Origin of the sequence: Pseudomonas sp. PNPG3 (genome assembly GCF_023093815.1) — a bacterium.
Taxonomy (GTDB): domain Bacteria; phylum Pseudomonadota; class Gammaproteobacteria; order Pseudomonadales; family Pseudomonadaceae; genus Aquipseudomonas; species Aquipseudomonas asiatica.
Genome location: NZ_JALLKV010000043.1, coordinates 17,653 through 43,874, shown reverse-complemented (window position 1 = coordinate 43,874; position 26,222 = coordinate 17,653). Strand labels below are relative to the sequence as shown.

Genomic DNA, 26,222 nt, shown 5'->3' with positions numbered 1-26,222 from the left:
GCCCGTTCAACGGATCAGTTCAAGGTGCAGGCCGTCGGTAGGTGCACTACCGACTTCGAGGCGGCCATTGCGCACCCCCGCCTTGACCAGCGCCTCGCGCCAGGCTTCAGCCTGGGCCCCACTGAGGCTGGCACGCAGGGTGCTGTCGAGGTTCAGGCTACGGGCCAGCAGGTTCGCCCAGGCGTCTTGCGGCGCGGCCAGGTCAGGGTAGTCGAGCTTGCCGGTGTCGCGCATTTCGCGCAGCACCGTGGCGGCGGTCGGCAGCAGTTCGCCCAGCGGGCTGCCGGCGATGAACTCTTCCACGTGCAGGTAGGCGCGGCGGTTGCCGCGGGTGACACTGTACAGCGCGACCAGGGTGTCGGCCTGCTCCGCCGAGCGGCGCAGCAGGATGAACGCCTGCTGCTCGTCGCCGCCGTTGAGGCGGGCATTGCCGAACACATCATTGGCCCACAGGCTGGCCTCGCCACAATCGCGGCCCTGGCACCAGAACAGCGGGTAGCCGCCGTCGCGCTGCAGTGCTTCGCGAGCGCTGGTGAAGGCTTCGCGAGCAGTACGCTCGACCGGCAGTTCGTAGGTTACCGAGCTGACCTGGCCACGGCTTTCGACCTTGTCCTCGACCCGCAGGCGGCCGCTGATCTTGCGCAGCGGGCCCATGGGGTAGACGCGCTCCTGCTCCACGGCAGGGCGCTGGTCGACCACCTTGGCGTCCACCGGTACCGGCAGGCTGCCGGCCCACAAAACGGGGCTGGCGAACACCAGGCAGGCAGCGAAGGCATTACGGATGGCAACAGGCGCGCTCATTGGCGAACCAGACGGCGCTCAGCGCCGAGATGAAGCTCCAGGATGTCTGGCAGTTGCATGGTTGTCTCCCTGTTCAACCCGCCAAGCCTCGACACTTGTCCGATGCAAGTCAAGCAAAGCCAAAGAAGCGATTGAAACAGTCTGCGACAAGGGCCGCGCCCTGCTCATCGTTCAGGTGCAGGTGATGGCCACCGGGCAGCGTCACCTGCTCAAAGGGTAGCTGCTCCAGCAACCCGGTGTGGCGCGCCAGCATGCCGTCGGCGGCCACGACCAGGCGCGTCGGGCAACTCACCCGGTGCACATAGGCCATGGCCTGGGCCTCGCTCAGGCGCACTGGCGAAGGCAGGGTCAGGCGGCTGTCGCTGCGCCAGCTGTAACCGCCGGGCACCGGCATCAGGCCGCGCTGGGCCAGCAGCTCGGCCGCCTCACGGCTGACCGCGACCATGCCTTTCATGCGTGCCTGCACGCCCTGCTCCAGTGTGGTGTATACCGACTTGCGCTTGCCATCCAGGCGCAACTGGGCCAGCAGTGCCATGCCCAGCCGCTCCCCGGCGTCCTGCTCGGCGCCGGTCGGCGGAATGACCCCGTCGATCAGGGCCAGATGGCTGACCCGCTCCGGCAACGCGCCAGCCAGCTGCACCGAAATGATTGCCCCCAGCGAATGGCCCAGCAGGGCGAAACGTTGCCAACCCAGCTGCTCGGCCACCCGCAGCACGTCATGGGCGTAGTCGGCCAGGGCATAGCCGGCGCCGAGCGGCCGGTGCTCGGAGTAACCATGCCCGGCCAGGTCCAGGGCGACGATGCGCAGGCCTTTCAGCTGCGGCGCCAGGCGGGCGAAGCTGTTGGCGTTGTCCAGCCAGCCATGCAGGGCGATTACCGGCAGCCCATCCTCGGGGCCGAACAGGTGCGCCGCCAGTTCGATATGACCCAGGCTCAGGCGGATCTCCTCGACCTGCGCGCTCATGCCTGGCTCCAGCGGTCGAACAGGCCCTTGATCAGGCTGGCGGTGTCGGTTGGTCGCTCAAGCGGGAACATGTGCCCACCCGGCACGCTGTGGTATTCGCCCCTGGGCATGCCACGCACGGCCAGCGTGTGGTGGCGGCGAATGACGTTGCTGCGCTCGCCGCGGACCATGGCCAGCGGCACCTGCAACTGCCGCGCGGGCGCAGGGCTGGTATGCGGGATGCTGCGGTAGATGCTGAGTTCCGTGGCCGGGTCGAAGCGCAACTGCAGCCCCTGCTCCATCGCCTGCAGGCCGTGCTCTATGTAGGCATCGAAGCAGTCGGGGTCGAAATGGCGGAACAGTGACTTGCCGGCGAAATAGTCCCGGGCACTGTCGCGGTCATTGAAGGTTTCGCGGCGCCCCAGGGTGCGGCCAGCCGGGGTGATACGGTCAATGAAGCCGAAGCGCTTGGCGGTGCGCAGCAGCCACTGGTCGGCGCGGGTGAGCACCGGAGAGTCGAGCATGACCACGCCGCGGTAATACTCGGGGCAGCGCAAGGCTGCGTGCAGGTGCAACACCCCGCCCAGCGAATGGCCGACGCCCCATACCGGCTGGCCCTGCCGGGCCAGGTGGTGCAGCAGTTCATCGACCAGGCTCTGCCAGTTGTCGTCCACCGGAAAGCGCGGATCGTGGCCGTGCTGGGCCAGGTGCTGCACTTGGTAGTCCGGTGCCAGGGCGGCGAACAGCTTGCCGTAGGTGGCCGAGGGGAAACCGTTGGCATGGGCGAAGAAGATCTGCTGCGACATGGCGCCGGGTCCGGATGGGGAATGATGGCCCATTGTCGGTATCGCGGTGCAGTTCGGCAACGTCCGGAAAGGTCATCGGCGAGGGCTATCAGGTCAGGCTTGCGGGAGATCGCCCAGCCCTTTGGGCTGCGCTGTCGCGTAGATAACTGAGTTCGCAAGCAATCCGCAAACACTGTGGGAGCGGCTTTAGCCGCGAAGAATCCAACACGGTGCATGGCACCGGCTGCGCCGGTGTTCGCGGCTGAAGCCGCTCCCACAGCTCAAGGCGGGGGCGGTACCTGTCCGCGCAGCGGCCCCGGGGTTTCAGGCCGGCGAGTTGATCGCCCGAAGGGTCATCAACCCAGCCAGCGGCCAGTCCCCTTCCAGCTCCGCCAGGCTTGCAGTGCTCATGCCGGCCGGTTGCTGCTGGTGGCCATGCTGCAACACCCCTACCAAGGTACCCACCAGCGGCTGGTGGCTGACCAGCAGCACATGCTCCAGGCCCAGGCGCTCGATTTCGCCGATAACCTGCTGCACATCACTGTCAGGCGTCAGCCAGGGCACGGTGCGCACCGGTTCGGCAAAGCCCAGGGTGTCATGCACCAGGGCAGCCGTTTGCTGGGCGCGTACGTAAGGGCTGGCGATGATCGCCTGCAGCGGCTGGCCCAGCAGGCGGGCGGCGCTATGCAGCACCTGTTCGCGACCATGGGCGGTCAGCCGGCGCTCGGCATCGCTGTTGGCCCGCGGCTCCGCTTCGCCGTGGCGCAGAACCCACAGCTTCACAGCTTGGGCTCCTCGTCACGCACCGGGTGCGGGGCCGGGGCCACCGCATGCGGCGCCTCGCCTTCCGGGGCACGCGGTGCCGGCCAGTCGGCGAACGGCCAGGGCTTCTGGTCGCTGTGGAAGCTGCCGAAGCGGCCGATCTGCGCCAGGTACTGGCTCAGGCTGTCGCCGAAGTTCATCAGGCTGGCGCTGGGGGCGCCGTACACCAGGCGGTAGATCAGTTGTACCAGCACCAGGCCACCGAGCAACAGCTCGGCCAGCTGCCAGACCACCAGGAACACCAGCATCCACAGGGCCCGCAGGATGATCGACTCGCGCTGGGCGCGTTCGGGCGTATCGTTCATGTGTTGCTCCTTGCTGTTGTCAGAGCCGCTCGAGGCTCAGTTGAAACCGCTGATGGAAATGAAATCGACATCGGTCTTCGGCTCGGCACGCATCAGGTGCTCGATCACCTGGTTCAGCGTGCGGCCTTCGAACAGGATGGCATGCAGGCCAGCCACCAGCGGCATGTACACCTGCACTTCCTGCGCCTTGGCCTTGAGCACCTTGAGGGTGTTGACGCCTTCGGCCACTTCGCCCAGGCGGCTGACCGCCTGCTCCAGGCTCAGGCCCTGGCCCAGCGCGTGGCCGACCTGATAGTTGCGGCTCTTTGGCGAGGAGCAGGTGACGATCAGGTCACCGACACCGGCCAGGCCGAGGAAAGTCATGGGGTTGGCACCCTGACTGACGGCGAACCGGGTCATCTCGGCCAGGGCGCGGGTAATCAGCATGCTCTTGGTGTTCTCGCCCATGCCCAGGGCCACCGCCATGCCAGCGATGATGGCGTAGACGTTCTTCAGCGCCCCGCCCAGCTCGACACCAAAGCGGTCGGCACTGGCGTAGACGCGGAAGGTACGCCCGTGCAGCACGGCCTGCACCTGCTGGCACAGTTTTTCGTCCTCGCTGGCGACCACCGTGGCGGTCAGCGCATGTTCGGCGATTTCACGGGCCAGGTTGGGGCCGGACAGCACGCCGATACGCGCCTCGGGGGCGATTTCCTCGAGGATCTGGCTCATCAGCTTGAAGCTTTGCGCTTCGATGCCCTTGGTCAGGCTGACCAGGCCCTTGCCGCGCAGCAACTCGGCATGCGGAGCCAGCACGCTACGCAAGGCGCTCGATGGCAGGGCGACGAAAATCAGCTCGCTGGCCTGCAGTGTGGCGAGCAGGTCGCTGACCGGCTCGACGCCGTCGTGCAGGCGGATGCCCTTGAGGTAGCGCGGATTCTCGCGATTGACGCGCATGGCCTCAGCCTGTTCCGGGTCGCGCATCCATTGGCGCACCGGCACACCGTTTTCTGCCAGCAGGTTCGCCACGGCGGTGCCGAAGCTGCCGCCTCCCAGAACTGCAACAGGTTGCTGTTCAGTCATATCCAATCCGTTAAAGCCAAAAGTTAAGTGGCGACCCAGCCATTATACGGCTCGCCTGCTACAGAACCAGTGTCAGTACTGGCCTCTTCGCGGGTAAACCCGCTCCCACAGGTACAACGAAGCCTTCAGCAGCGGTGCGTTCCGTGTGGGAGCGGGTTTACCCGCGAAAGGGCCATCACGGGTAATGCAGATCACTGGCAAATACGCCACGGTCAGTTACCATGCCTGTTTCAATCCTGATACAAGGCCGCTTTGTGTTCCCTGGCACGCCCTCGTACCCGCGCCTGCTCATACTGACTGCCCTGCTCGGCGGCCCGGCCGTGGCCGATGACCTGTTCATCGACAACACGGACCTGCCGCAGGTTCTGACTGCAACGCGCCTGAAACAATCCCCCGCCGCAGTCCCGGGCAGCATGACCGTGCTCGACAGCGAGCTGATTCGCGCCAGCGGTGCCCGCGACATCCCCGAGCTGCTACGCCTGGTGCCGGGCATGATGGTGGGCTACAACGCCGGCAACCAACCCACGGTCAACTACCACGGCAGCAACGTCAACGATGCCCGGCGCATGCAGGTGCTGATCGATGGCCGTTCGGTGTACCGCGCCGGCCTGGCCACGGTGGACTGGAGCGACATCCCCCTGGCCATGGAGGATATCGAGCGCATCGAGGTGTTCCGCGGCCCCAACACGGTCAGTTATGGCGCCAACGCGCTGATGGCAGTGGTCAACATCCTTACCCGCAACCCGGCCGACAGCCATGGCACGCGGATGAAAATGACTCGCGGCCAGGATGGTATCAACGATTTCTACGCCAGCCACGGCTTCGGCTGGGATGGCGGCGACATGCGCCTGTCGCTGTCAGGCCAGCAGGACGATGGCTTCGACGAGAACCAGTTCGGCCAGGATTACCGCGACAGCCGCCGATTGACCCGCTTCAATATCAACGCCAGCCACAGCCTGGCACACGACCAGACCCTGGAATGGCAACTTGCTGCGAAGGAAGGCAGCAACCAGCGGCCTTATACCTACCAGCCGGTGTTCGCCAAATACGAAGCCGGTAACAACGCTGACGTCAGTGCCAAGGACTACGCCGGCTCATTGCGCTGGACAAAGGACTTCAGTTCTGAGCACAGCCTGTATATCCAAGGCTCTGCCCAACATTTCGACCGTCAGCAGGTGTGGCGTGCCTGTGACGCTTTGCAGTCGTTCAGCCCGGAATTGACCCAGCTCTGGCAAATGAACCCCGATTTCGCCGAAAAAGTGGCGCGCGGCATTGCTACCGGCGCACCACTTTCGACCAACGATCCCGTCATGAGAGGGCTTCTGGAGAAGGTCCAGCAGCAATGGGCGAACGGTGGCAAGCAGCAGGTTTGCGGCGACGTCGACCAGAGCACCCGCGAAACCCGCTATGACCTGGAAATCCAGGACACCCTGAGCCTGACCGACAGCCTGCGCCTGCTCAGCGGCATGAACTACCGCTATGATCGTGCCGACTCGCAGACCTACTTCAATGGCAGCATCGACGACCAGACCTGGCGCCTGTTCGGCCAACTGGAGTGGCGCGCCGACGAACACTGGATCCTGCAGGGTGGTGCCATGTTCGAGGACTCGCGCCTGTCCGGCAGCTCGCTGACCCCACGCGTGGCGGTCAACTACCTGATCACCCCGCGCCATGGCCTGCGTGCAGTGTATTCCGAGGCAGTGCGCTCGCCAGACATGTTCGAGAACAACGTCAACTGGAGCTACACGGTCAAGAACCTGACCCCCAACGCCTTTGGCCTGCAAAACGGCGAATACTTCGTCAAGACCCGCGGCCCGGGCGACCTCGACCAGGAACGCATGCGCTCGCGCGAACTCGGCTACAACGGCTACTTCAGCGACATCGACCTGAACATGGATGTGAAGCTGTTCTATGACGAGATCACCGGCATGATCAGCGAGCCCCTGAAGAACAACCAATACATCGCCAGCAATGCCAACAAGGCCCGTTTCAGCGGCAGCGAGGCGCAACTGGACTGGCGCCCGACCCTGCGCGACCGCCTGCGGGTGACCTACGCCTACGTGGATGCATGGGCCAGCAACCCCGCCGACCGCCGCCTCAGCGCGCGCAACAGCGGCTCGGCCGGATGGATGCGCGAGTGGGGTGCCGGTTGGTCGAGCGCGCTGTTCTATTACGGCGACGATGCGCTCAACCAGTACCGCTACGAGCGCCTGGACCTGCGCCTGGCCAAGCGTTTCCGGGTGCATGGCAGCAACCTGGAGCTGGCGGCGCTGTGGCAACAGCGCCTGGACGATGAGCCGACCACCGCAATCCAGAACCGCTACGACAGCCGCCACCGCCTGAGCGTCAGCGCGGAGCTGGAGTTCTGATGGCCCTGCTGCTGCGCCTGTTGCTGTTGTGCCTGTGGCCGATGGGGCCGCTGTTCGCCAGCGAAATCCTGTTGGTAGGCGCGGAAGACCAGCCTGGCATTCGCAGTTTCGTCGCCGCGCTGGAAAGCCGCCGGCCGCACGACCATGTACATTTCCAGACCACCGACGACCTGCCACGTCCGGGCAAGCTCAAGGCTGACCAGCGCCTGATCCTGCTGGACAACGCCGCACTGGAATGGCGCCTCGCGGAAACTGCCGGCCCGCCGGCCCTGGCCATGAGGGTCAGCCGGGTACAGGCTGAACAGCGCCTGGGAAAGTCGCGGCCCGCGTTCCTCACGCTGCTGTGGAGCGATCCGCCGCTGGGCCGGCAGTTGCGCCTGGCGCGCTACCTGCTGCCGCAGGCCCAGCGCATTGGTGTGCTGTACGGTGAGCACAGCAGCTTTCTGCTCGAAGAGCTGCGCCACGCCGCCCGCGCGCTGGACCTGGAGATCATTGCCCAGGACTGGCCCGACCCGCGCGACAGCCGCCCTTTGCAACACTTGTTGGCCAACAGTGACGTGCTGCTGGGCCTGGACGATGCCGACCTGTACAACTCCAAGACTGCGAAAAACCTGCTGTTGAGCAGCTATGGCCGGCAGATGGCGCTGATCGGCCCGAACGCCGGGTTCGTCCGCGCCGGCGCCCTGGCCAGCACTTTCAGCGACCAGGACGATTGGCTGGCGGTGCTCGACCAGTTGCTCGACCAGCCACCGGCACGCTGGCCACGCAGCCTGTACCCGGTACGCTTCGGCGTCAGCGGCAACCAGCAGGTGGCGCGCGCCCTGGGCCTTGAACCGATCGATCCGAACGCCGCCGCCAAGGCCCTGGCCGAAGGAGAACCCACCCCATGAGCAAGCGCCTGAGCTGGGACATCCACACCCGCACCCAGATCATCAGCCTCGGCCCTGCCCTGCTGTTGACCTTGCTGCTGATCAGCTTCTTCACCTTCGTGCGTATCCAGGACCTGCGCCAGGAACTGAACCACACTGGGCAACTGATCGCCAACCAGCTGGCGCCAGCCTCGGAATACGGGGTGATCTCGGGCAACAACGAAGTGCTCGAGGGCCTGATGCGCGCCACGCTCAGCATCCCCCACGTGCGCTTCCTCGAGGTGCAGGACAGCCGCAACCACATACTGGTCTATGTGGAGCAGTCCGACGAAAGTGCCAACCGCGCGCAGCGCGTCGAAGTGTTCCAGGCGCCCATCCGCCTGCAGCAGATCCGCCTGGACAGCGACTTCCTGCAACAGGGCAAAGCCACCACCCCGGCCATCGGCGACGATTACCTGGGCCGGGTCATCGTCGGCATGTCCGATGACGCCTTCAGCCAGCGCCAGCAGGAAATCGTGATCAAGGCCGGCATCCTCGCGCTGTTCGCCCTGCTGTTCACCTTCCTGCTGGCGCGCCGCCTGGCCCTGAGCCTGGCCAAGCCGATCAGCGACATGGGCCATGCGGTCAAGGCCATCCAGCAGGGCGAGTACCACACCCTGTTGCCGGTGGTCGATGACAGCGAACTGGGCCATCTGGCACGCCACATCAATAACCTGGCCCATGCCCTGGCGCAGGCCAGCAATGAACAGAAGCAGGCGATCGCCGAGCTTATCCAGGCCCGCGAGGAGGCCGAACAGGCCAACCGCGCCAAATCGGATTTCCTCGCGATGATGAGCCACGAGCTGCGCACGCCGATGAATGGCGTGCTGGGCATGCTGCAGTTGCTGGAAACCACGCAGTTGAACAGCGAGCAGGCCGAGTACACCGCGGTGGCCAGCGAATCCACCGGGCACCTGCTCAAGGTCATCAACGACATCCTCGACTTCTCGCGCATCGAACGCGCCGCGCTGCAACTGGAACACATCGACTTCAACCTTGGCGAACTGATCACCAGCAGCGTCCAGTCGTTCCAGCACAGCGCCCAACAGCGCGGCCTTGCCCTGCACCTGCAAATGCCGGCGGGTATCGAGCAGCTGCAGGTGAACGGCGATCCCACGCGCATCCGCCAGATCCTGCTTAACCTGGTCGGCAACGCGCTGAAATTCACCGAACGCGGCCAGGTTCAGGTCGAGGCGCGCTGGCAGGTGCTGGACCGCCAACTGATCTGGCTGACCTGCAGTGTGCGCGACACCGGTATCGGCATCGACAACGAACGCCTGGAAATGATGTTTGTCGCCTTCCAGCAGGCCGACAGCTCGATTTCCCGCCGCTATGGCGGCACCGGGCTGGGGCTGTCGATCGCCCGCACCCTGGCCGAACGCATGGGCGGCAAGCTGCGTGGCGAAAGCCGTGAAGGCCTGGGCTCAACCTTCACCTTGGAGATGCCTCTGGCGCTGGCCAGCCCTGCCCCGCTCTCGCTGACGCAGCCAAGCGCTGCGCCAGCGGCGGTGGCCGACAATGATCAGGTGCTGCTGGTAGAGGACAATCCGGTCAACCAAAGTGTCATCGAAGCCATGCTGCGTAGCCTGGGGCTGGCGGTATGCACGGCCGAGGACGGCCTGGAGGCGGTCGAAAGGGTCAGCCGGCAGCGTTTTGCCGCCGTGCTGATGGACTGCCGCCTGCCGCACCTGGACGGCTATGAAGCCACCCGGCGTATCCGGCAGCTGCCCAACGGCGCCAGGCTACCGATCATCGCCCTGACCGCCAACGCCTTGCAGGGCGACCGCGAGCGTTGCATGGCGGCCGGCATGGACGACTACCTGAGCAAACCCTTGCGCCGCACCGAACTGCAGCGTGTGCTGCAGCGCTGGCTACCCGGTCAGACAACCGCGACTGGCGATAAATGCTAAAGTGCGGCAGTCTTAAACACTGGACAGGACCTTCATCGGACCTGAAAATAGACGTTTCAGTGCACACCTGTACTTCTTTCACCGGGTGCACTGTGACTTTCACCACAACGCAATAGTCTACCTGTAGGCTGCCGCCCCGAACGCGATGCGTATCGGGCCGGCCGGGAAGATTCATCCCCTGCCGCAGGGGGTTATTGAGGAGCTCGCATGACCAAACAACACGCCTTTACTCGGGAAGACCTGCTGCGCTGCAGTCGCGGTGAGCTGTTCGGCCCAGGTAATGCGCAACTGCCCGCGCCGAACATGCTGATGGTCGATCGCATCACCCATATCAGCGAAGAAGGCGGCAAGTACGGCAAAGGTGAATTGGTCGCCGAGCTGGATATCAATCCGGACCTGTGGTTCTTCGCCTGCCACTTCGAAGGCGACCCGGTAATGCCGGGCTGCCTGGGCCTCGATGCCATGTGGCAGCTGGTAGGTTTCTTCCTCGGCTGGCAGGGCCTGCCAGGCCGCGGGCGCGCCCTGGGTTCGGGCGAGGTGAAGTTCTTCGGCCAGGTACTGCCGGAAGCCAAGAAAGTCACTTACAACATTCACATCAAGCGCGTCCTGAAGGGCAAGCTGAACATGGCCATCGCCGATGGCTCGGTCAGCGTCGACGGCCGCGAGATCTACACTGCCGAAGGCCTGCGGGTCGGCGTGTTCACCTCCACTGACAATTTCTAAGGGTTATTCGCATGCGCCGCGTCGTTATCACTGGTCTGGGCATCGTATCGTGCCTGGGCAATGACAAAGCTACCGTCACCGAAAACCTGCGCAACAGCCGTCCGGGTATCCGTTACAACCCGGAATACAAGGAAATGGGGCTGCGTAGCCAGGTTTCCGGGTCCATCGACCTCAACCTCGAAGAACTGATCGACCGCAAGGTCTACCGCTTCGTCGGCCACGCTGCTGCCTACGCCTACCTGGCGATGCAGGATGCGATCAAGGACGCCGGCCTGACCGAAGAGCAGGTTTCCAACCCGCGTACCGGCCTGGTGGCGGGCTCCGGCGGCGCCTCGACCCTGAACCAGATGGAAGCGCTGGACACCCTGCGTGAGAAAGGCGTCAAGCGCGTCGGCCCATACCGCGTTACCCGCACCATGGGCAGCACCGTTTCGGCGTGCCTGGCTACCCCGTTCAAGATCAAGGGTATCAACTACTCGATCTCCTCGGCCTGCGCCACTTCGGCACACTGCATCGGCACCGCGCTGGAGCAGATCCAGTGGGGCAAGCAGGACATCGTCTTCGCCGGTGGCGGTGAAGAAGAGCACTGGAGCCAGTCGTTCCTGTTCGATGCAATGGGCGCCCTGTCGACCAAGCGCAACGAAACCCCGGAACAGGCCTCGCGCGCCTACGACGCCGACCGTGATGGCTTCGTCATCGCTGGCGGTGGCGGCATGGTGGTGGTCGAGGAGCTGGAACACGCCCTGGCCCGTGGCGCCAAGATCTACGCGGAAATCGTCGGCTACGGCGCCACTTCCGACGGCTACGACATGGTTGCCCCGAGCGGCGAAGGTGCTATCCGCTGCATGCAGCAGGCGCTGTCGACCGTCGACACTCCGATCGATTACCTGAACACCCACGGCACCTCGACCCCGGTCGGTGACGTTGCCGAGATCAAGGGCGTTCGCGCCGTGTTCGGCGACAAGGCACCGAAAATCAGCTCAACCAAGAGCCTTTCGGGCCACTCGCTGGGCGCTGCCGGCGTACACGAGGCGATCTACTGCCTGCTGATGATGGAAAACAACTTCATCGCCGGCTCCGCCAACATCGACGAGCTGGACCCGGAGGTCGCCGACCTGCCGATCCTGCGCAAGACCGAAGAAAACGCCAAGATCGACACGGTCATGAGCAACAGCTTCGGCTTCGGCGGCACCAACGCCACCCTGGTGCTCAAGCGCTGGGAAGGCAAGTAAGACGCTGCTGCGGTAAACGAAAACGCCCCGACTGGTTCGGGGCGTTTTCATTTGTGTTGCCTGTACCGGCCTCTTCGCGGGCGCGCCCGCTCCCACAGGTACAGCACCGGTTTCAACAGCAGCGCGGCCCCTGTGGGAGCGGGTTTACCCGCGAAAGGGCCGGCACAGGCGAAATACTATTGCTTGGGCAACACATCCAGAAAATTCTCCCTGGCCACCTTGTTGGCAACTTGTTCCGGCAATGCATCCAGAAACGGCCTGAACCCGTGCATCTGCTCCCCAAGGCTACCAAACCGCCCCACCACATCCGAACCCAGCATGAACCGTTCCGGGAACCTCTCGACCAGTGCCAGCCACTCCTTGCGCGGTACCCCCTGGCCATCCAGCAGATAGGGTTTCAGCACGCTCCACGACAAATCGACATACAGGTTCGGGTAATCCTCCAGCAACCGCGTCAGCACCGGCAGCAGAAAGTCCATTTGCGTCTGGTGCCGCTGAATCTCCATGCTGCTGCCGGCGTGCGCCCAGATGAACCGCGTGTGCGGGTGATTGCGCAGCGGCTGTTCGATCTCCGCCAGGTACAGCGGGTTACGCTCGCGCTTGGAGGTGATGTTGGAATGCAGCAGCACCGGCAGGTCGCGCTCGGCCGCCAGGTGGTAGATACGCGCCATGGCTTCGTTGTTGGCGCGCGGCGTGTCACCGCTGGTCAGAGCAGTCAGGTCATCGTGGCGGGTGAACACCTCGCCAATGCCCTGCCACAGCCCCGGATGCAGATCGAGCATGCGCTCGATATGGCTGGCGGCGTTCTTGTCCACCGGATTGAAGCCGGCCAGGAACGGATGAAAGCGCTTGCGCTGCTCGTCGGGCAGTTGCTGTAGCGCCGCAGCCACGTAGGTATCGGTGGCGCTGTACCAGTAGGCTTCGGCGTCATCCCCAGCGTAATAGCGTGGGCGCTTGGGCTCGTCTTCATGCCACTTCTTGGCCACCGGCACGCCGGAAATCATCGACTGCTCGATACCGGCGGCATCCATGGCCTTGATCAGCGCAGGCATGCCTTCGCTTTCCTGGAAGAAGTCGACGTAGTGCAGGTGAGCATCACTGTAGCGGTAGTCGCGTGCCTGCGCCGCTTGGCACAGCCAGGTGGATAACAGCACGCAGGCCAACGCTCTCACGATCATGATGAAGCTTCCTTTTCCGGGTATCAGATCTCTAGACCGGCCGGCCTGCGAGACGGTTCAGCCGGGGCGGGCAAACCGCTATGCTTGGGGCATTTCCACCTTGCCTGGAGCCTTCCCATGAGCAGCCCCCTGGTCATCCGCCCACGTGCCGAATCGGTCGAGGGCCAGCCGATCCTGCGCCCGCTGCCATCAGCCCAGTGTCGCAGCGTCGGCCCGTTCGTGTTTTTCGACCACATGCTCGAAACCGACTATGCCCCGGGGCATGGCATGGACATCCGCCAGCACCCGCATATCGGCCTGTCGACCCTTACCTACCTGTTCGAAGGGGCAATCCTGCACAAGGACAGCCTCGGCTCGGCGCAGCGGGTGCTGCCGGGCGACGTCAGCTGGATGACCGCAGGCAGCGGCGTGGCCCATGTCGAGCGCACGCCTGAAGATGCCCTGGCCCATGGCTCACGCCTGCACGGGCTGCAGGTATGGCTGGCGTCGCCACGCGAGCATGAACAAGGCCCGGCAAGCTACAGCCACCACCCGGCGGCGAGCCTGCCGGTCAGCGACAGCCTGGGGGTACGCATCTGCATGATCGCTGGCAGCGGGTTCTGCCTGGAATCGCCGGTGCCAGTGCTCTCCCCTACCCTGTACGCGCATGTACAGATGCAACCGGCAACCACGCTACTGGTGCCGAACGAGCATTCGCAGCGGGCGCTGTACCTGCTTGATGGTGAGCTGGTGATGAACGATGAGGATGTGGAACCCTGCAGCCTGGTGGTCCTGCCCGAGGGTGAAGAGGTGACGCTGTATGCGGAGGGTGAGTGCCAGCTGGTGCTGATTGGTGGCGCACCACTGGATGGGCCGCGGCGGATGAACTGGAACTTTGTCGCCAGTGATGTGGAGCTGATCGAACAGGCCCGGGCCAAGTGGGCTGCGGGGGATTGGCCGGTGGTGCCAGGGGAAACCTCGCGAATCGAGTTGCCTAGGTGAAAGGGGGGCGTTTTTGCGACCCATTCGCGGGTAAACCCGCTCCCACAGACAGCGCAGTACCTGTGGGAGCGGTTTACCCGCGAATGGGCTGCAAAGCAGCCCCGTGCAATCTCAGCGCTGGAAAACTTCGGTCAGCAGGTTATGCATCGCCCGGAACGCCCGCTCCGAGGTACGCCGGTCATACTGCATCTTGCCCGGCACGTTGGCGCTCGGGTCGGTAAACGAGTGCACCGCGCCGCCATAGCTCAGCAATTGCCAGTCAACCTTGGCCGCGTTCATCTCCTCCTCGAACGCCGGCAACTGCTCCTTCGGCACCAGTGGATCGGAAGCGCCGTGCAGCACCAGCACCGAGCCCTTGATGCGCTTGGCATCTTCCGGATTCGGCGTGTCCAGCGTGCCATGGAACGACACCGCTGCACGCAAATCGGCGCCGGTACGGGCCAGCTCCAGTGCACAGCAGCCACCAAAGCAGAAACCAAACGTGCCGACCTTGCCCGGCTCCAGAAGCGCCTTCGACTGCCCCAACAGTTGCGCCAGGGCTTCCTGCATGCGCTTGCGCAGCTCGCCACGATCGTTCTTCAACGGCATCATCGCCGCGCCGGCCTCGTCCGCGTTGGACGGACGCACCGATTGTCCGTACAGGTCGGCAATCAGCACCACATAACCTTTCTCGGCCACTTCCTTGGCGATGCGCTCGGCACCTTCGCCGATACCCATCCAGTTCGGCGCCATCACCAGACCTGGCCGCCCCAGCGCGCCCGGCTCGTATACCAGGCGGCTTTCATACGCCTTGCCGGACAGGTGATAGACCAGCGATTCGACGATTACTTTGCTCATCAAGCACTCCTTTGGCACTCGTCATCAATATGCTCGCCATGAAAAAAGCCCGCCGAAGCGGGCTTTCCTATGCATCAACTCAAGCAGACAGTTCGACCAGCAGCTTGTTCAGGCGACGAACGTAAGCCGCCGGGTCCTTCAAGCTGTCACCGGCCGCCAGGGCCGCCTGATCGAACAGGATGTGCGACAGCTCGGCGAAGCGGTCTTCGCTCTGCTCGTTGTCCAGCTTCTCGATCAGCGGGTGGGTCGGGTTGAACTCGAAGATCGGCTTGGACTCCGGCACCTTCTGCCCGCTGGCTTCGAGGATCTGGCGCATCTGCAGACCCAGGTCCTGTTCACCGATGGCAAGGATCGCCGGCGAGTCGGTCAGGCGGTGCGACACGCGCACTTCGGCCACGCTGTCACCCAGCGCGCCCTTCAGGCGCTCGACCAGGCCTTCCTTGTCCTTGGCGACTTCTTCCTGGGCCTTCTTGTCTTCTTCCGAGTCCAGCTTGCCCAGGTCCAGGTCGCCACGGGCGACGTCGACAAAGGCCTTGCCGTCGAACTCGTTCAGGTAGCTCATCAGCCACTCGTCGATACGGTCGGTCAGCAGCAGCACTTCGATGCCTTTCTTGCGGAAGACTTCCAGGTGCGGGCTGTTCTTGACCTGCGCGTACGACTCGCCGGTGAGGTAGTAGATCTTGTCCTGGCCTTCCTTGACGCGAGCCAGGTAGTCCGCCAGGGCGACGCTCTGCTCGCCGCTGTCGTCCTGGGTGGAAGCGAAGCGCAGCAGGCCGGCGATCTTTTCCTTGTTGGCGAAGTCTTCGGCCGGGCCTTCCTTCAGCACCTGACCGAAGTTCTTCCAGAAGCCCTTGTACTGCTCGGGCTCGTTCTTCGCCAGCTTCTCCAGCATGTCCAGCACGCGCTTGGTCAGCGCGGTCTTCATCGAGTCGATGATCGGGTCTTTCTGCAGGATTTCACGCGACACGTTCAGCGACAGGTCGTTGGAGTCGACCACACCCTTGATGAAGCGCAGGTACAGCGGCAGGAACGATTCGGCCTGGTCCATGATGAACACGCGCTGCACGTACAGCTTCAGGCCGCGTGGCGCTTCGCGCTGGTACAGGTCGAACGGCGCGCGGGCCGGCACGTACAGCAGCGAGTTGTATTCGAGCTTGCCTTCTACCTTGTTGTGGCTCCAGGCCAGCGGGTTTTCGAAGTCATGGCCGATGTGCTTGTAGAACTCCTGGTATTCCTCGTCCTTGATTTCGGTACGCGGACGGGTCCACAGGGCGCTGGCACGGTTGACGGTTTCCCACTCTTCGGCCGGCTGCTCTTCGCCTTCGGCGGTAGCTTGCTCTTTCAGCAGCTGGATCGGCATGGCGATGTGGTCGGAGTACTTCTTGACCACGTTGCGCAGGCGCCAGCCATCGGCGAACTCCTGCTCGCCCTTCTTCAGGTGCAGGACGATGCGGGTGCCGCGCTGTGGCTTGTCGATGGTGGCGACTTCGAACTCACCTTCGCCCTTCGACGACCAGTGCACGCCTTCAGCGGCCGGCTGGCCGGCACGGCGGCTGTACACGTCGACCTTGTCGGCAACGATGAACGCGGAGTAGAAGCCCACACCGAACTGACCGATCAGGTGCGAGTCCTTCTTCTGGTCACCGGTGAGGTTCTTCATGAAGTCGGCAGTGCCGGACTTGGCGATGGTACCCAGGTGGGCGATGACGTCTTCGCGGCTCATGCCGATGCCGTTGTCCTCGAGGGTCACGGTACCGGCGTCCTTGTCGAAGCTCAGGCGAATCTTCAGGTCGGCGTCGCCTTCGAACAGCTCTGGCTTGGCCAGGGCCTCGAAACGCAGCTTGTCGGCGGCGTCGGAGGCGTTGGAGATCAATTCACGCAGGAAGATCTCCTTGTTCGAATACAGGGAATGGATCATGAGGTGCAGCAGCTGCTTTACCTCGGTCTGGAAGCCCAGCGTTTCTTTTTGAGTCTCCACACTCATGGTCTTCAAAACTCCGATCTGATGGCAGTTGACGCCTGGCGGCCAGGTTGGCCAGCGTTTAGCGGCGGATGTCATGCAGATGGGGGCTGCCCGGATGATTTCAAGGGCTTTTCCGGTTCGATCTTGAAATGGGCCCGAGCCGTGGCGATCGGCGACTGCCTGTCCCCCTGCCAGGCGGTGATGGCCACATTGGTCACCCGTCGGCCCTGGCGCCAAAGCTGGCATTGGGCGTAAGTATCGCGAAAGTGCCCGGCGCGCAGGTAATCGATGGAAAAGTCGATGATCTTCGGAATGCTTGCGCTCTCGCTGAAGATCAGCAGGTACAGCGCTGCCGACAGTTCCATGAAGCCCGCGATCACCCCGCCATGGATGGCCGGCAGCAGCGGGTTGCCGATGTTGTCCTGGTTGGCCGGCAGGCGGAACAGCAGGTCATCGCCCTCACGCTCGCATTCAATGCCGATCAGGCCGGCATAGGGGATCAGCGCCAGCAAGGGCCGATAGTCTCCCACCGCGTGGGCAGCGTTGAGCTGTTGGCGAACCTCGTACGGAATCATGCCCCGCCCTCCTTCAGGCTGTTGCCGAAGCGGAGGCCACCCTTGATTTCCTGGCCCAGGCGCATGAACGTGCCCACCACCTGGCAGATAGGCTGGGCGGGGTCATCCTGATAGGCCGTGCCACGGGTGAAGATCACATCGCGGGTGACTCGGTAGCATTGGGCATGGCCGTAGATGTCCTTGCCGGCCTCGGCCGGGTGCATGTAGTCGATGCGCAGGTCCAGTGTCGGGCACACCTCGAAGCGCGGCAGCACGCACAGCGTGGCCATGCCGCAGGTGGTGTCCATCAGCGTGGTCAGCGCGCCGCCATGCACGGCGCCGGTCTGCGGGTTGCCGACGATGGCCGCAGACCATGGCAGCACCAAGGTCATGCCATCGGCATTGGTTTGCGCCACACGCATTTGCAACAACTGACAATGTTTCAGGGCCGAGAGAAAGCGCTCGGCCATGGCCATCAAGGTTGAATCGCTCATTGGCTGTTTCCCTGCGCATTGCCGCATCGGCATAAAATCGTTAAAAAGTCTATATAGAACGGGGCGTTATATATGTGTAATCTTCGCGGAACTTATTCCGCATAGTTGCACTCGAAGGAACAAGTCACTTATTTCACCAAGGAGAAACACCCCCATGCGTAAACCTTTTGCTTTTGCTCTGATGCTGGCTGCTGCCATGGGCCTGGCTGCTTGCGATAAAGCGAGCGAAGACAAAGCCCAGGACGCACAGCAACACGCCGAGCAAGCCCAGGAAAAAGCGGGCGAAGCTCAGGATAAGATGAACGAGGCTGCCAAGGAAAACGCCGAAGCCGCCAAAGATCAGGCCGAAGCCGAGCAGAAGGCCGCCGAAGAAGCCGCTCCGGCTACTCCGGCTCCGGAAGCCGCTCCTGCTGCTCCAGCCGAACCTGCCAAGCAGTAATCGGCTAAAACAAAAAAACCCGACATTGTCGGGTTTTTTTGTGCCTGAAACTTAAGGGTTAAACGTTTCAGGTTCCTGGTGCGGTGTTTTCCCTGGCAGGTTCGATCGAAATACTTTCGGTAGGTGTGAACACCATCACATCCAATACATCCGAATGGAACTCGCGGCGGTACAGAATCAGCACTACTCCGACACTCATGACCATGAATAACCATGGGCTGATGAACCAGCTCAACATGGCCATGCCGAAGTAATAGGAACGCAGGCCCAGGTTGAACTGGTTGGCGGCAAGCGACAGCACCCGCGCCGCCCGCGAGGCGAATGCCTTGCGTTCAAGCTCATTGACCAGCCGTTCACCGATCATCGGCGCCGAACCCACCAGCACTGCCGCGAAGTTGTATTGGCGCATGCACCAGCTGAAGGTGAAAAAGGCATAGACAAAAACCATGGCCAGGCACAGCAGCTTGATCTCCGACATGCCCTGGGAGGTCTGCTGTACCAGCGGCAGGTCGGCCAGCAGCGACAGCGCCCGGTCGGAAGCCCCGAGCACGGTAAGGATACCGGCGAGGATGATCAGGGTGCTGGAGGCGAAGAACGAGGCGTTGCGCTCGAGGTTGCCGATCACGCTGGCATCGGCAATGCGGTTGTCGCGCAGCAGCATGCGGCGCATCCAGTCTTCGCGATACAGGTGCAGCACGCTGGCCAGGCACGCGGTGTCGCGGCCCTTCCAGATGGCATAGCGGGTGTAACCGCCCCAGCACAGGGCGAACCAGATGATGGCCAAAAGGTTGTTGAAGTTGCTTTGGATGAAGTTCATGCACGGTTCCCGGGAGGGCCAGATACCTGAAGGATAGGGACCGGATTTCGACGCTGGCAAGCGGCAAAAGGCACACATCCATCCTGATATTTGTACTGCTCATCCCGGCCTCTTCGCGGGCACGCCCGCTCCCACAGGTACAGCGCCAATTCTGAGGTTTGCGCTTGACCTGTGGGAGCGGGCGTGCCCGCGAAGAGGCCGGTACAAGCAAACAAAAAGCCCCGCATCCTTTCGGATACGGGGCTCTTGAGTTTCCACCCTTGGCGAGCACCCTTCGGCTTGTGGCCGGTGCCGCCCTCAGGCTTCGACTATCAGGCCAGCGCTTCGCGCGGCTTGCCGAGCATGCGGTCGCAGGCCACGGCACCAACCAGGGTCACCACCGAAGGCACCAGCCAGGCCAGGCCCTGGTCGCTCAGCGGCAGGTGAGCCATGAAGTCCGGCAGCACGTGGGCAATGCTGCTGCCCTTGATCGCGTCGACCATGCCGAACAGCAGCGATACCAGCATCACTGGTGCCAGGATGCGGGTTGGCGAGTTCCACAGGTCCTTCACGAAGCTGAGCCCGACCACCACGATGCACGGCGGGTAGATCGCGGTGAGCACCGGGATCGAGAACATGATCAGCTTGGTCAAGCCGAGGTTGGAGATCAGCAGCGAGAAGCCCGCCAGGATCACCACCAGTGCGCGGTACGACAGCGGCAGCATCTGGCTGAAGTACTCGGCGCAGGCACAGGTCAGGCCAACGGCGGTCACCAGGCAGGCCAGCGCGATCAGCACGGCGAGGAAACCGCTCCCCAGGGAACCGAAGGTGTGCTGCACATAGGCATGCAGTACCGCCGCACCGTTGGTAGCGTCAGCCGCGATCTCGTGGCTGGTTGCACCCAGTCGGAACAGGCTGATGTACACCAGGGCCAGACCGACACCGGCGATCAGGCCGGCGATGATGGCATAGCGGGTGATCAGTTTCGGCGACTCGACACCGCGCGAGCGGATGGCGTTGACGATGACGATACCGAACACCAGGGCACCCAGGGTGTCCATGGTCAGGTAACCATCGGAGAAGCCCTTGGAGAACGCTGCGGCGGCATAGGCCGGCTGCGCTTCACCAATGGTACCGGCAGGCAGCGCGAAGGCGGCGATGCCCAGCACCGCCAGGGCGATGATCTTCAACGGTGCCAGGAAGCGGCCCACGGTGTCGAGCAGCTTGCCCGGGTACATGGACACGGCCAGTACCACGAGAAAATACACCAGGCTGTAGATGAACAACGCCAGGGGGCTTTCACCGGTCAGCGGCGCAACACCCACTTCGAACGATACGGTCGCGGTGCGCGGGGTGGCGAACAGCGGGCCGACCGACAGGTAGCACACGGCCGCCAGCAGGCCACCGAAGAACTTGCCGATCGGGCTGCTCAGGGCATCCATGCCGCCGCCGACCTTGGCCAGGGCGACCACGGTGATGACCGGCAGGCCTACGGCGGTAACCAGGAAGCCAAGGGCCGCCATCCATACGTGCGGGCCAGACTGCAGACCGACGATAGGCGGGAAGATGATGTTGCCAGCGCCCACGAAAAGCGCAAACGTCATAAAGCCAAGCGCCAGGATATCCTGGCCTTTGAGAACTTTCATTTAAGGTAGTACCACACTGCTGAAATCGGGATTCGAGAGGGGATTTCCCTTTGGATGAGGGGAAATGCTGCCCGGCTTGATAGGCCAGACCCGTTTAGCGTGTCGTTCCCTTTTGGGGTACGGGCACAGAGTGAGCGCGTAATGTAACTGTTTTGTCAGTCAAACGCACTGGCACAGTACTGCTTGTCCGATGTGCGTACATGTTTGTCGTCTGTGCGACCGAGGACAGCGAGAATTATCCTCGAATTGAAACATTCGTCTGCGTGAAAATTCCTATCAAAGCCATCGAAAAATCCATGTTGCCTGTACCGGCCTCTTCGCGGGCTTGCCCGCTCCCACAGGGGATCACCACAGCCCCGGAAAGTGGAGATCTCATGTGGGGGCGGGCAAGCCCGCGAAGAGGCCGGCACAGGAATTCCCCCCAGAAACGACAAAGGCCACCCGAAGGTGGCCTCTGTGCGCGTGGGGGGTATAGCAGTATTACTTCTTGACTTCCCAGCCAGTCAGCTCGGCCAGGGCCTTGCCGATGTCAGCCAGGGAACGCACGGTCTTCACACCAGCGTCCTGCAGAGCGGCGAACTTCTCGTCCGCAGTGCCCTTGCCGCCGGAGATGATGGCGCCAGCGTGACCCATGCGCTTGCCCGCAGGTGCGGTAACACCAGCGATGTAGGAAACGACAGGCTTGGTGACGTTGGCCTTGATGTAGGCCGCAGCTTCTTCTTCAGCCGAACCGCCGATCTCGCCGATCATGACGATCGCTTCGGTCTTCGGGTCTTCCTGGAACAGCTTCAGGATGTCGATGAAGTTGGAGCCCGGGATCGGGTCACCGCCGATGCCGACGCAGGTCGACTGGCCGAAGCCGGCGTCGGTGGTCTGCTTCACAGCTTCGTAGGTCAGGGTGCCGGAACGCGAAACGATACCGACCTTGCCTGGCAGGTGGATGTGGCCTGGCATGATGCCGATCTTGCACTCGCCCGGGGTGATGACACCTGGGCAGTTAGGGCCGATCAGGGTCACGCCCAGCTCGTCGCACTTGACCTTGGCATCCAGCATGTCCAGGGTAGGAATGCCTTCGGTGATGCACACGATCAGCTTGATGCCGCCGAAGGCAGCTTCCAGGATCGAGTCCTTGCAGAAAGGAGCCGGAACGTAGATCACCGAAGCATCAGCGCCGGTAGCTTCCACAGCTTCTTTCACAGTGTTGAACACTGGCAGGCCCAAGTGGGTGGTGCCACCCTTGCCTGGGGTTACGCCGCCGACCATCTTGGTGCCGTAGGCGATGGCCTGTTCGGAGTGGAAAGTACCCTGCGAGCCGGTGAAGCCCTGGCAGATGACTTTGGTGTCTTTATTGATCAGGACGCTCATTACTTGCCCTCCGCAGCTTTGACAACTTGTTGAGCAGCGTCGGTCAGGCTGGTTGCCGCAATGATGTTCAAACCGCTTTCTGCCAGTACTTTAGCGCCCAGTTCGGCGTTGTTGCCTTCAAGGCGAACGACAACCGGAACTTTCACGCCGACTTCTTTCACTGCACCGATGATGCCTTCGGCAATCATGTCGCAGCGAACGATGCCGCCGAAGATGTTGACCAGAACGGCCGCGACATTGCTGTCGGACAGAATGATCTTGAACGCTTCGGTAACGCGCTCTTTGGTAGCACCACCACCAACGTCGAGGAAGTTGGCCGGTTTGCCGCCGTGCAGGTTGACGATGTCCATGGTACCCATGGCCAGGCCGGCACCGTTGACCATGCAGCCGATGTTGCCTTCGAGGGCAACGTAGTTCAGTTCGAACTTGGCAGCGTGGGCTTCACGGGCGTCGTCCTGCGACGGGTCGTGGAAGGTTTTCAGCTTAGGCTGACGGTACATGGCGTTGGCGTCGATGTTGATCTTGGCATCGAGGCAGTGCAGGTCGCCGTCGGCCTTGATCACCAGCGGGTTCACTTCCAGCAGGGCCAGGTCGTGATCCTTGAACAGCTTGGCCAGACCAACGAAGATCTTGGCGAACTGTTGAACTTGCTTGCCTTCCAGGCCCAGCTGGAACGCCAGCTCGCGACCCTGGAACGGCTGAGCGCCGACCAGCGGGTCGATGGTGGCCTTGAGGATCTTCTCAGGCGTTTCGTGAGCGACTTTCTCGATGTCCACGCCACCTTCGGTGGAAGCCATGAACACGATACGGCGGCTCGAACGATCGACTACAGCGCCCAGATACAGCTCTTTGGCGATGTCAGTGCAGGATTCGACCAGAATCTTGGAGACGGGTTGACCGTTGGCATCGGTCTGGTAGGTAACCAGATTCTTGCCCAACCACTGTGCAGCGAACGCCTTGGCGTCTTCTTTGCTGCGAACCAGCTTGACGCCGCCCGCCTTACCGCGACCACCCGCGTGAACCTGGGCTTTTACCACCCACTCGTTCCCGCCGATCTTGTCGCAGGCTTCTGCAGCTTGCTCAGGGGTATCGACAGCGAAACCCTTGGAAACTGGCAGGCCGTACTCAGCGAACAGCTGCTTACCCTGATACTCGTGAAGATTCATGCTTTTTACCGTCTTCGTTAGGTACTGCGCTTCGGCGCTGCGCCATCACTGGCGCCGCACCACCTGTGACCGTTGACCCCGGGTTTTCCCGTGTGATCCGGTCCGGCGGACTTTCCGCGGTGAGTCATGCACGCAAGACTCACGACGGGCAGCCCGCCGTGGTTTCTTATAATTAACGCTTCTTACGGTTGGCCACGTGAATGGCGCCGCCATTCACTGCCAGCGCTGCTTCATGCAACGCTTCGGACAGGGTCGGATGGCTGAAGACCATCATGCCCAGATCCTCGGCACTGGTGCCGAATTCCATTGCGATTGCGCCCTGCTGCACCAGTTCGGCAGCCGATGGGCCAATCACGTGCACACCCAGGACGCGGTCGGTCTTGGCATCGGCGATGACCTTGACGAAACCACCGGTGTCGTTGGCAGCCATCGCACGGCCGCTGGCCGCGAACGGGAAGGTGCCCACGTTAACCTCAACGCCCTCGGCCTTCAAGGCCTGTTCGGTCTTGCCGACCCACGCGATTTCCGGGTGGGTGTAGATGACCGACGGAATCAGGTCGTAGTTCATCTGGGCCTTGTGGCCCTTGATGCGCTCGACCACCATGATGCCCTCTTCCGAAGCCTTGTGGGCCAGCATCATGCCGCGCACCACGTCACCGATGGCGTACACGCCAGGCACGCTGGTAGCGCAGTAGTCGTCGACGAAGATGTAGCCACGCTCATCGATGGTCACACCGCTGTCGGCAGCCAGCAGGTCGGTGGTCACCGGGCGACGGCCGACCGCGACGATCAGCTTGTCGAAGGTGATCTTCTGCTCGCCGTTGGCGTCGGTGTAGGTCACTTCGACTTCGTTGCCGTTGACTTTCGAGCCGGTGACGCGCGCACCCAGCTTGATGTCCAGGCCTTGCTTGGTCAGGGTCTTCTGGGCTTCTTTCGACACGGCGGTGTCGGCAGCCATCAGGAAGGTGTCCAGGGCTTCCAGGACGGTGACTTCAGCACCCAGGCGAGCCCATACCGAGCCCAGCTCCAGGCCGATCACGCCAGCACCGATAACGCCCAGGCGCTTCGGCACGGCCTGGAATTCCAGGGCGCCGGTGGAGTCGACGATGACGTTCTGGTCGACCGGAGCCGGTGGAATGTCGATCGGGCGCGAGCCGGAAGCCAGGATCACGTTCTCGGCTTCGATGACTTCGGTGGTGCCGTCAGCCTTGGTGACTTCGACTTTCTTGCCGGCCAGCAGCTTGCCGTGGCCCTGGATCGAAGTAACGCCGTTGGCCTTGAACAGGGTGGCAACGCCACCGGTCAGGTTCTTGACGATGCCAGCCTTGCGGCCAACCATCGCGGCGACGTCCATCTTCACTTCACCAGTGGAGATACCGTGGACGTTGAAGCTCTCTTTGGCTTCCTTGTACTTCCAGGAGCTGTCCAGCAGCGCCTTGGAAGGAATGCAACCTACGTTCAGGCAGGTGCCGCCCAGGGCCAGCTTGCCCTCGGCGTCGGTGTACTTCTCGATACAGGCAGTCTTCAGACCAAGTTGTGCGGCCTTGATGGCAGCAACATAGCCGCCAGGACCTGCACCAATTACCACTACGTCGAATTTCTGGGTCATAAAAGATTCCTTATCAGCTACAAGCTACAAGCCGCGGACCGCGCGGCATGGCTTCCTGCGAAGCCAGGGCCGGCACGGTACGCAGCCAGAGGGTTAGATGTCCAGCAGCAGGCGAGACGGATCTTCCAGCAGGTTCTTGATGGTGACCAGGAAGGTTACCGCTTCCTTGCCGTCGATCAGGCGGTGATCGTACGACAGCGCCAGGTACATCATCGGGCGAATCACAACCTGACCATTGATGGCCATCGGGCGCTGGATGATGTTGTGCATGCCGAGAATGGCAGCCTGCGGCGGGTTGACGATCGGGGTCGACATCATCGAACCGAAGGTACCACCGTTGGTGATGGTGAAGGTGCCGCCAGTCATCTCTTCGATGGCCAGCTTGCCATCACGAGCCTTCTTGCCGAAGGTGGCGATGCCGTTCTCGATTTCCGCCAGGCTCATCGACTCGGCGTTACGCAGTACCGGTACCACCAGGCCACGGTCGCTGGACACGGCTACGCCGACGTCGGCGTAGCCGTGGTAGACGATGTCGTTGCCATCGATCGAGGCGTTGACAGCCGGGAAGCGCTTCAGGGCTTCGGTGGCAGCCTTGACGAAGAACGACATGAAGCCCAGGCGCACGCCGTTGTGGGTCTTCTCGAACAGGTCCTTGTACTTCGAACGCAGGGCCATGACTTCGGTCATGTCGACTTCGTTGAAGGTGGTCAGCATGGCCATGCTCGACTGGGCTTCGACCAGACGCTCGGCGATCTTGGCGCGCAGGCGGGTCATCGGCACGCGCTTCTCGGTGCGGTCGCCAGCGGCAACGACAACCGGGGCAGCAGCGGCAGCGGCGGCAGGCTTGGCAGCTGCAGCAGGCGCCGACTTCTTGTTGGCGACGGCAGCGACGACGTCTTCCTTGGTGATGCGACCACCTTTGCCGGTGCCGGCAACGGCAGCCAGGTCGATGCCGTTCTCTTCAGCCAGCTTGCGCGCGGCCGGGGCGGCAACCGGGTCTTCTTCGCCAGCGTCGGCAGCAGCGGCAGCCGGGGCAGCAGCGGCCGGGGCGGCAGCTGGTGCAGCGGCGGCAGCACCGCCTTCAACGATCGAACCCAGTACTTCGTCGGACAGGACGGTGTCGCCCTCGCCCTTGACGATGGCGCCCAGCACGCCGTCGGCGGTGGCCAGTACTTCCAGGACGACCTTGTCGGTCTCGATGTCGACGATCAGCTCGTCACGCTTGACGGCATCGCCCGGCTGCTTGTGCCAGGTGGCAACGGTGCCATCGGCAACCGATTCCGGGAAGGTTGGGGCTTTGATCTCGATAGCCATTATCTGTGTTTCCTTAAATT

General features: G+C 62.9%; 24 protein-coding genes. 7 read left to right on the top strand and 17 right to left on the bottom strand.

The features are described from left to right. Positions 1-6 precede the first annotated feature (6 nt). The 6 genes from MJ643_RS22740 to MJ643_RS22715 all read right to left on the bottom strand — a co-directional run bounded on the left by MJ643_RS22740 (position 7) and on the right by MJ643_RS22715 (position 4,718). Complete coding sequence (locus MJ643_RS22740) at positions 7-801, bottom strand: DUF4892 domain-containing protein (RefSeq protein ID WP_013973420.1); 795 nt, start codon at positions 799-801, stop codon at positions 7-9. Positions 802-910: 109 nt separating this feature from the next. Then, entirely contained in the window at positions 911-1,765 is an 855-nt protein-coding gene (locus MJ643_RS22735) for an alpha/beta hydrolase (protein ID WP_013973421.1), read from the bottom strand. After that, positions 1,762-2,550, bottom strand: a complete 789-nt coding sequence (locus MJ643_RS22730) for an alpha/beta hydrolase (RefSeq protein WP_247727001.1) — start codon at positions 2,548-2,550, stop codon at positions 1,762-1,764. Before MJ643_RS22730 ends, MJ643_RS22735 begins: the two co-directional genes overlap by 4 nt. Positions 2,551-2,853: 303 nt before the next feature. Then, entirely contained in the window at positions 2,854-3,312 is a 459-nt protein-coding gene (gene sixA / locus MJ643_RS22725; RefSeq protein ID WP_013973423.1) for a phosphohistidine phosphatase SixA, read from the bottom strand. Further along, positions 3,309-3,656 (bottom strand): DUF4389 domain-containing protein, encoded by a 348-nt coding sequence (locus MJ643_RS22720; RefSeq protein WP_013973424.1) that lies wholly within the window; start codon positions 3,654-3,656, stop codon positions 3,309-3,311. The genes sixA and MJ643_RS22720 overlap by 4 nt, the downstream gene beginning before the upstream one ends. Before the next feature lie 36 nt (positions 3,657-3,692). Beyond that, positions 3,693-4,718 (bottom strand): NAD(P)H-dependent glycerol-3-phosphate dehydrogenase, encoded by a 1,026-nt coding sequence (locus tag MJ643_RS22715; protein WP_013973425.1) that lies wholly within the window; start codon positions 4,716-4,718, stop codon positions 3,693-3,695. A 221-nt stretch (positions 4,719-4,939) separates the two neighbouring features. Between MJ643_RS22715 and MJ643_RS22710 the strand changes: the two genes are divergently transcribed. From MJ643_RS22710 to fabB, 5 genes are all read left to right on the top strand, one after another. After that, complete coding sequence (locus tag MJ643_RS22710; protein WP_013973426.1) at positions 4,940-7,087, top strand: TonB-dependent receptor; 2,148 nt, start codon at positions 4,940-4,942, stop codon at positions 7,085-7,087. Then, a complete protein-coding gene (locus MJ643_RS22705; protein WP_013973427.1) occupies positions 7,087-7,977 on the top strand; it encodes an ABC transporter substrate-binding protein in 891 nt (296 codons plus the stop codon). Before MJ643_RS22710 ends, MJ643_RS22705 begins: the two co-directional genes overlap by 1 nt. Next, the gene (locus MJ643_RS22700) at positions 7,974-9,905 is read left to right on the top strand and encodes an ATP-binding protein (RefSeq protein WP_208209544.1); all 1,932 of its coding nucleotides are present in this window, start codon (positions 7,974-7,976) and stop codon (positions 9,903-9,905) included. Before MJ643_RS22705 ends, MJ643_RS22700 begins: the two co-directional genes overlap by 4 nt. A gap of 207 nt (positions 9,906-10,112) precedes the next feature. Further along, a complete protein-coding gene (gene fabA, locus MJ643_RS22695; protein ID WP_003251509.1) occupies positions 10,113-10,628 on the top strand; it encodes a 3-hydroxyacyl-[acyl-carrier-protein] dehydratase FabA in 516 nt (171 codons plus the stop codon). Between the two features lie 11 nt (positions 10,629-10,639). Continuing rightward, the gene (gene fabB / locus MJ643_RS22690; RefSeq protein ID WP_013973429.1) at positions 10,640-11,860 is read left to right on the top strand and encodes a beta-ketoacyl-ACP synthase I; all 1,221 of its coding nucleotides are present in this window, start codon (positions 10,640-10,642) and stop codon (positions 11,858-11,860) included. Between the two features lie 176 nt (positions 11,861-12,036). On the opposite strand, the gene MJ643_RS22685 is transcribed toward fabB, so the two are convergent. Beyond that, positions 12,037-13,038, bottom strand: coding sequence for an amidohydrolase family protein (locus MJ643_RS22685; RefSeq protein ID WP_208209543.1), 1,002 nt, complete (start codon positions 13,036-13,038; stop codon positions 12,037-12,039). A gap of 117 nt (positions 13,039-13,155) precedes the next feature. Between MJ643_RS22685 and MJ643_RS22680 the strand changes: the two genes are divergently transcribed. Continuing rightward, complete coding sequence (locus tag MJ643_RS22680) at positions 13,156-14,019, top strand: pirin family protein (RefSeq protein WP_208209542.1); 864 nt, start codon at positions 13,156-13,158, stop codon at positions 14,017-14,019. A gap of 111 nt (positions 14,020-14,130) precedes the next feature. Here the strand turns inward: MJ643_RS22680 and MJ643_RS22675 are convergent, their stop codons facing one another. The 4 genes from MJ643_RS22675 to MJ643_RS22660 all read right to left on the bottom strand — a co-directional run bounded on the left by MJ643_RS22675 (position 14,131) and on the right by MJ643_RS22660 (position 17,867). Then, a complete protein-coding gene (locus MJ643_RS22675) occupies positions 14,131-14,856 on the bottom strand; it encodes a dienelactone hydrolase family protein (protein ID WP_013973432.1) in 726 nt (241 codons plus the stop codon). Between the two features lie 79 nt (positions 14,857-14,935). Beyond that, positions 14,936-16,840: a molecular chaperone HtpG gene (gene htpG / locus MJ643_RS22670; RefSeq protein ID WP_023661535.1), complete on the bottom strand. Its 1,905-nt coding sequence runs from the start codon at positions 16,838-16,840 to the stop codon at positions 14,936-14,938. Between the two features lie 71 nt (positions 16,841-16,911). Continuing rightward, a complete protein-coding gene (locus tag MJ643_RS22665; protein WP_013973434.1) occupies positions 16,912-17,394 on the bottom strand; it encodes a PaaI family thioesterase in 483 nt (160 codons plus the stop codon). Further along, positions 17,391-17,867, bottom strand: a complete 477-nt coding sequence (locus tag MJ643_RS22660; RefSeq protein ID WP_013973435.1) for a PaaI family thioesterase — start codon at positions 17,865-17,867, stop codon at positions 17,391-17,393. The genes MJ643_RS22665 and MJ643_RS22660 overlap by 4 nt, the downstream gene beginning before the upstream one ends. Before the next feature lie 154 nt (positions 17,868-18,021). Between MJ643_RS22660 and MJ643_RS22655 the strand changes: the two genes are divergently transcribed. Next, the gene (locus tag MJ643_RS22655) at positions 18,022-18,306 is read left to right on the top strand and encodes a hypothetical protein (RefSeq protein ID WP_023661534.1); all 285 of its coding nucleotides are present in this window, start codon (positions 18,022-18,024) and stop codon (positions 18,304-18,306) included. Between the two features lie 67 nt (positions 18,307-18,373). Here MJ643_RS22655 and MJ643_RS22650 read toward each other — a convergent pair whose 3' ends face one another. The 6 genes from MJ643_RS22650 to odhB all read right to left on the bottom strand — a co-directional run bounded on the left by MJ643_RS22650 (position 18,374) and on the right by odhB (position 26,202). After that, on the bottom strand, positions 18,374-19,123 hold the full coding sequence (locus tag MJ643_RS22650; RefSeq protein WP_013973437.1) for a DUF599 family protein: 750 nt from the start codon (positions 19,121-19,123) through the stop codon (positions 18,374-18,376). Positions 19,124-19,434: 311 nt separating this feature from the next. Next, on the bottom strand, positions 19,435-20,748 hold the full coding sequence (gene brnQ / locus MJ643_RS22645) for a branched-chain amino acid transport system II carrier protein (protein WP_004375997.1): 1,314 nt from the start codon (positions 20,746-20,748) through the stop codon (positions 19,435-19,437). Positions 20,749-21,228: 480 nt separating this feature from the next. Continuing rightward, positions 21,229-22,113: a succinate--CoA ligase subunit alpha gene (gene sucD, locus MJ643_RS22640; protein ID WP_004376004.1), complete on the bottom strand. Its 885-nt coding sequence runs from the start codon at positions 22,111-22,113 to the stop codon at positions 21,229-21,231. Next, entirely contained in the window at positions 22,113-23,279 is a 1,167-nt protein-coding gene (sucC, locus tag MJ643_RS22635) for an ADP-forming succinate--CoA ligase subunit beta (RefSeq protein ID WP_003254205.1), read from the bottom strand. The genes sucD and sucC overlap by 1 nt, the downstream gene beginning before the upstream one ends. Before the next feature lie 172 nt (positions 23,280-23,451). After that, complete coding sequence (lpdA, locus tag MJ643_RS22630) at positions 23,452-24,888, bottom strand: dihydrolipoyl dehydrogenase (RefSeq protein ID WP_013973439.1); 1,437 nt, start codon at positions 24,886-24,888, stop codon at positions 23,452-23,454. A 93-nt stretch (positions 24,889-24,981) separates the two neighbouring features. Beyond that, positions 24,982-26,202 carry a 2-oxoglutarate dehydrogenase complex dihydrolipoyllysine-residue succinyltransferase gene (gene odhB, locus MJ643_RS22625; RefSeq protein ID WP_013973440.1) on the bottom strand — a complete coding sequence of 407 codons (1,221 nt, stop codon included), beginning with the start codon at positions 26,200-26,202 and terminating at the stop codon, positions 24,982-24,984. Positions 26,203-26,222: the final 20 nt, after the last annotated feature.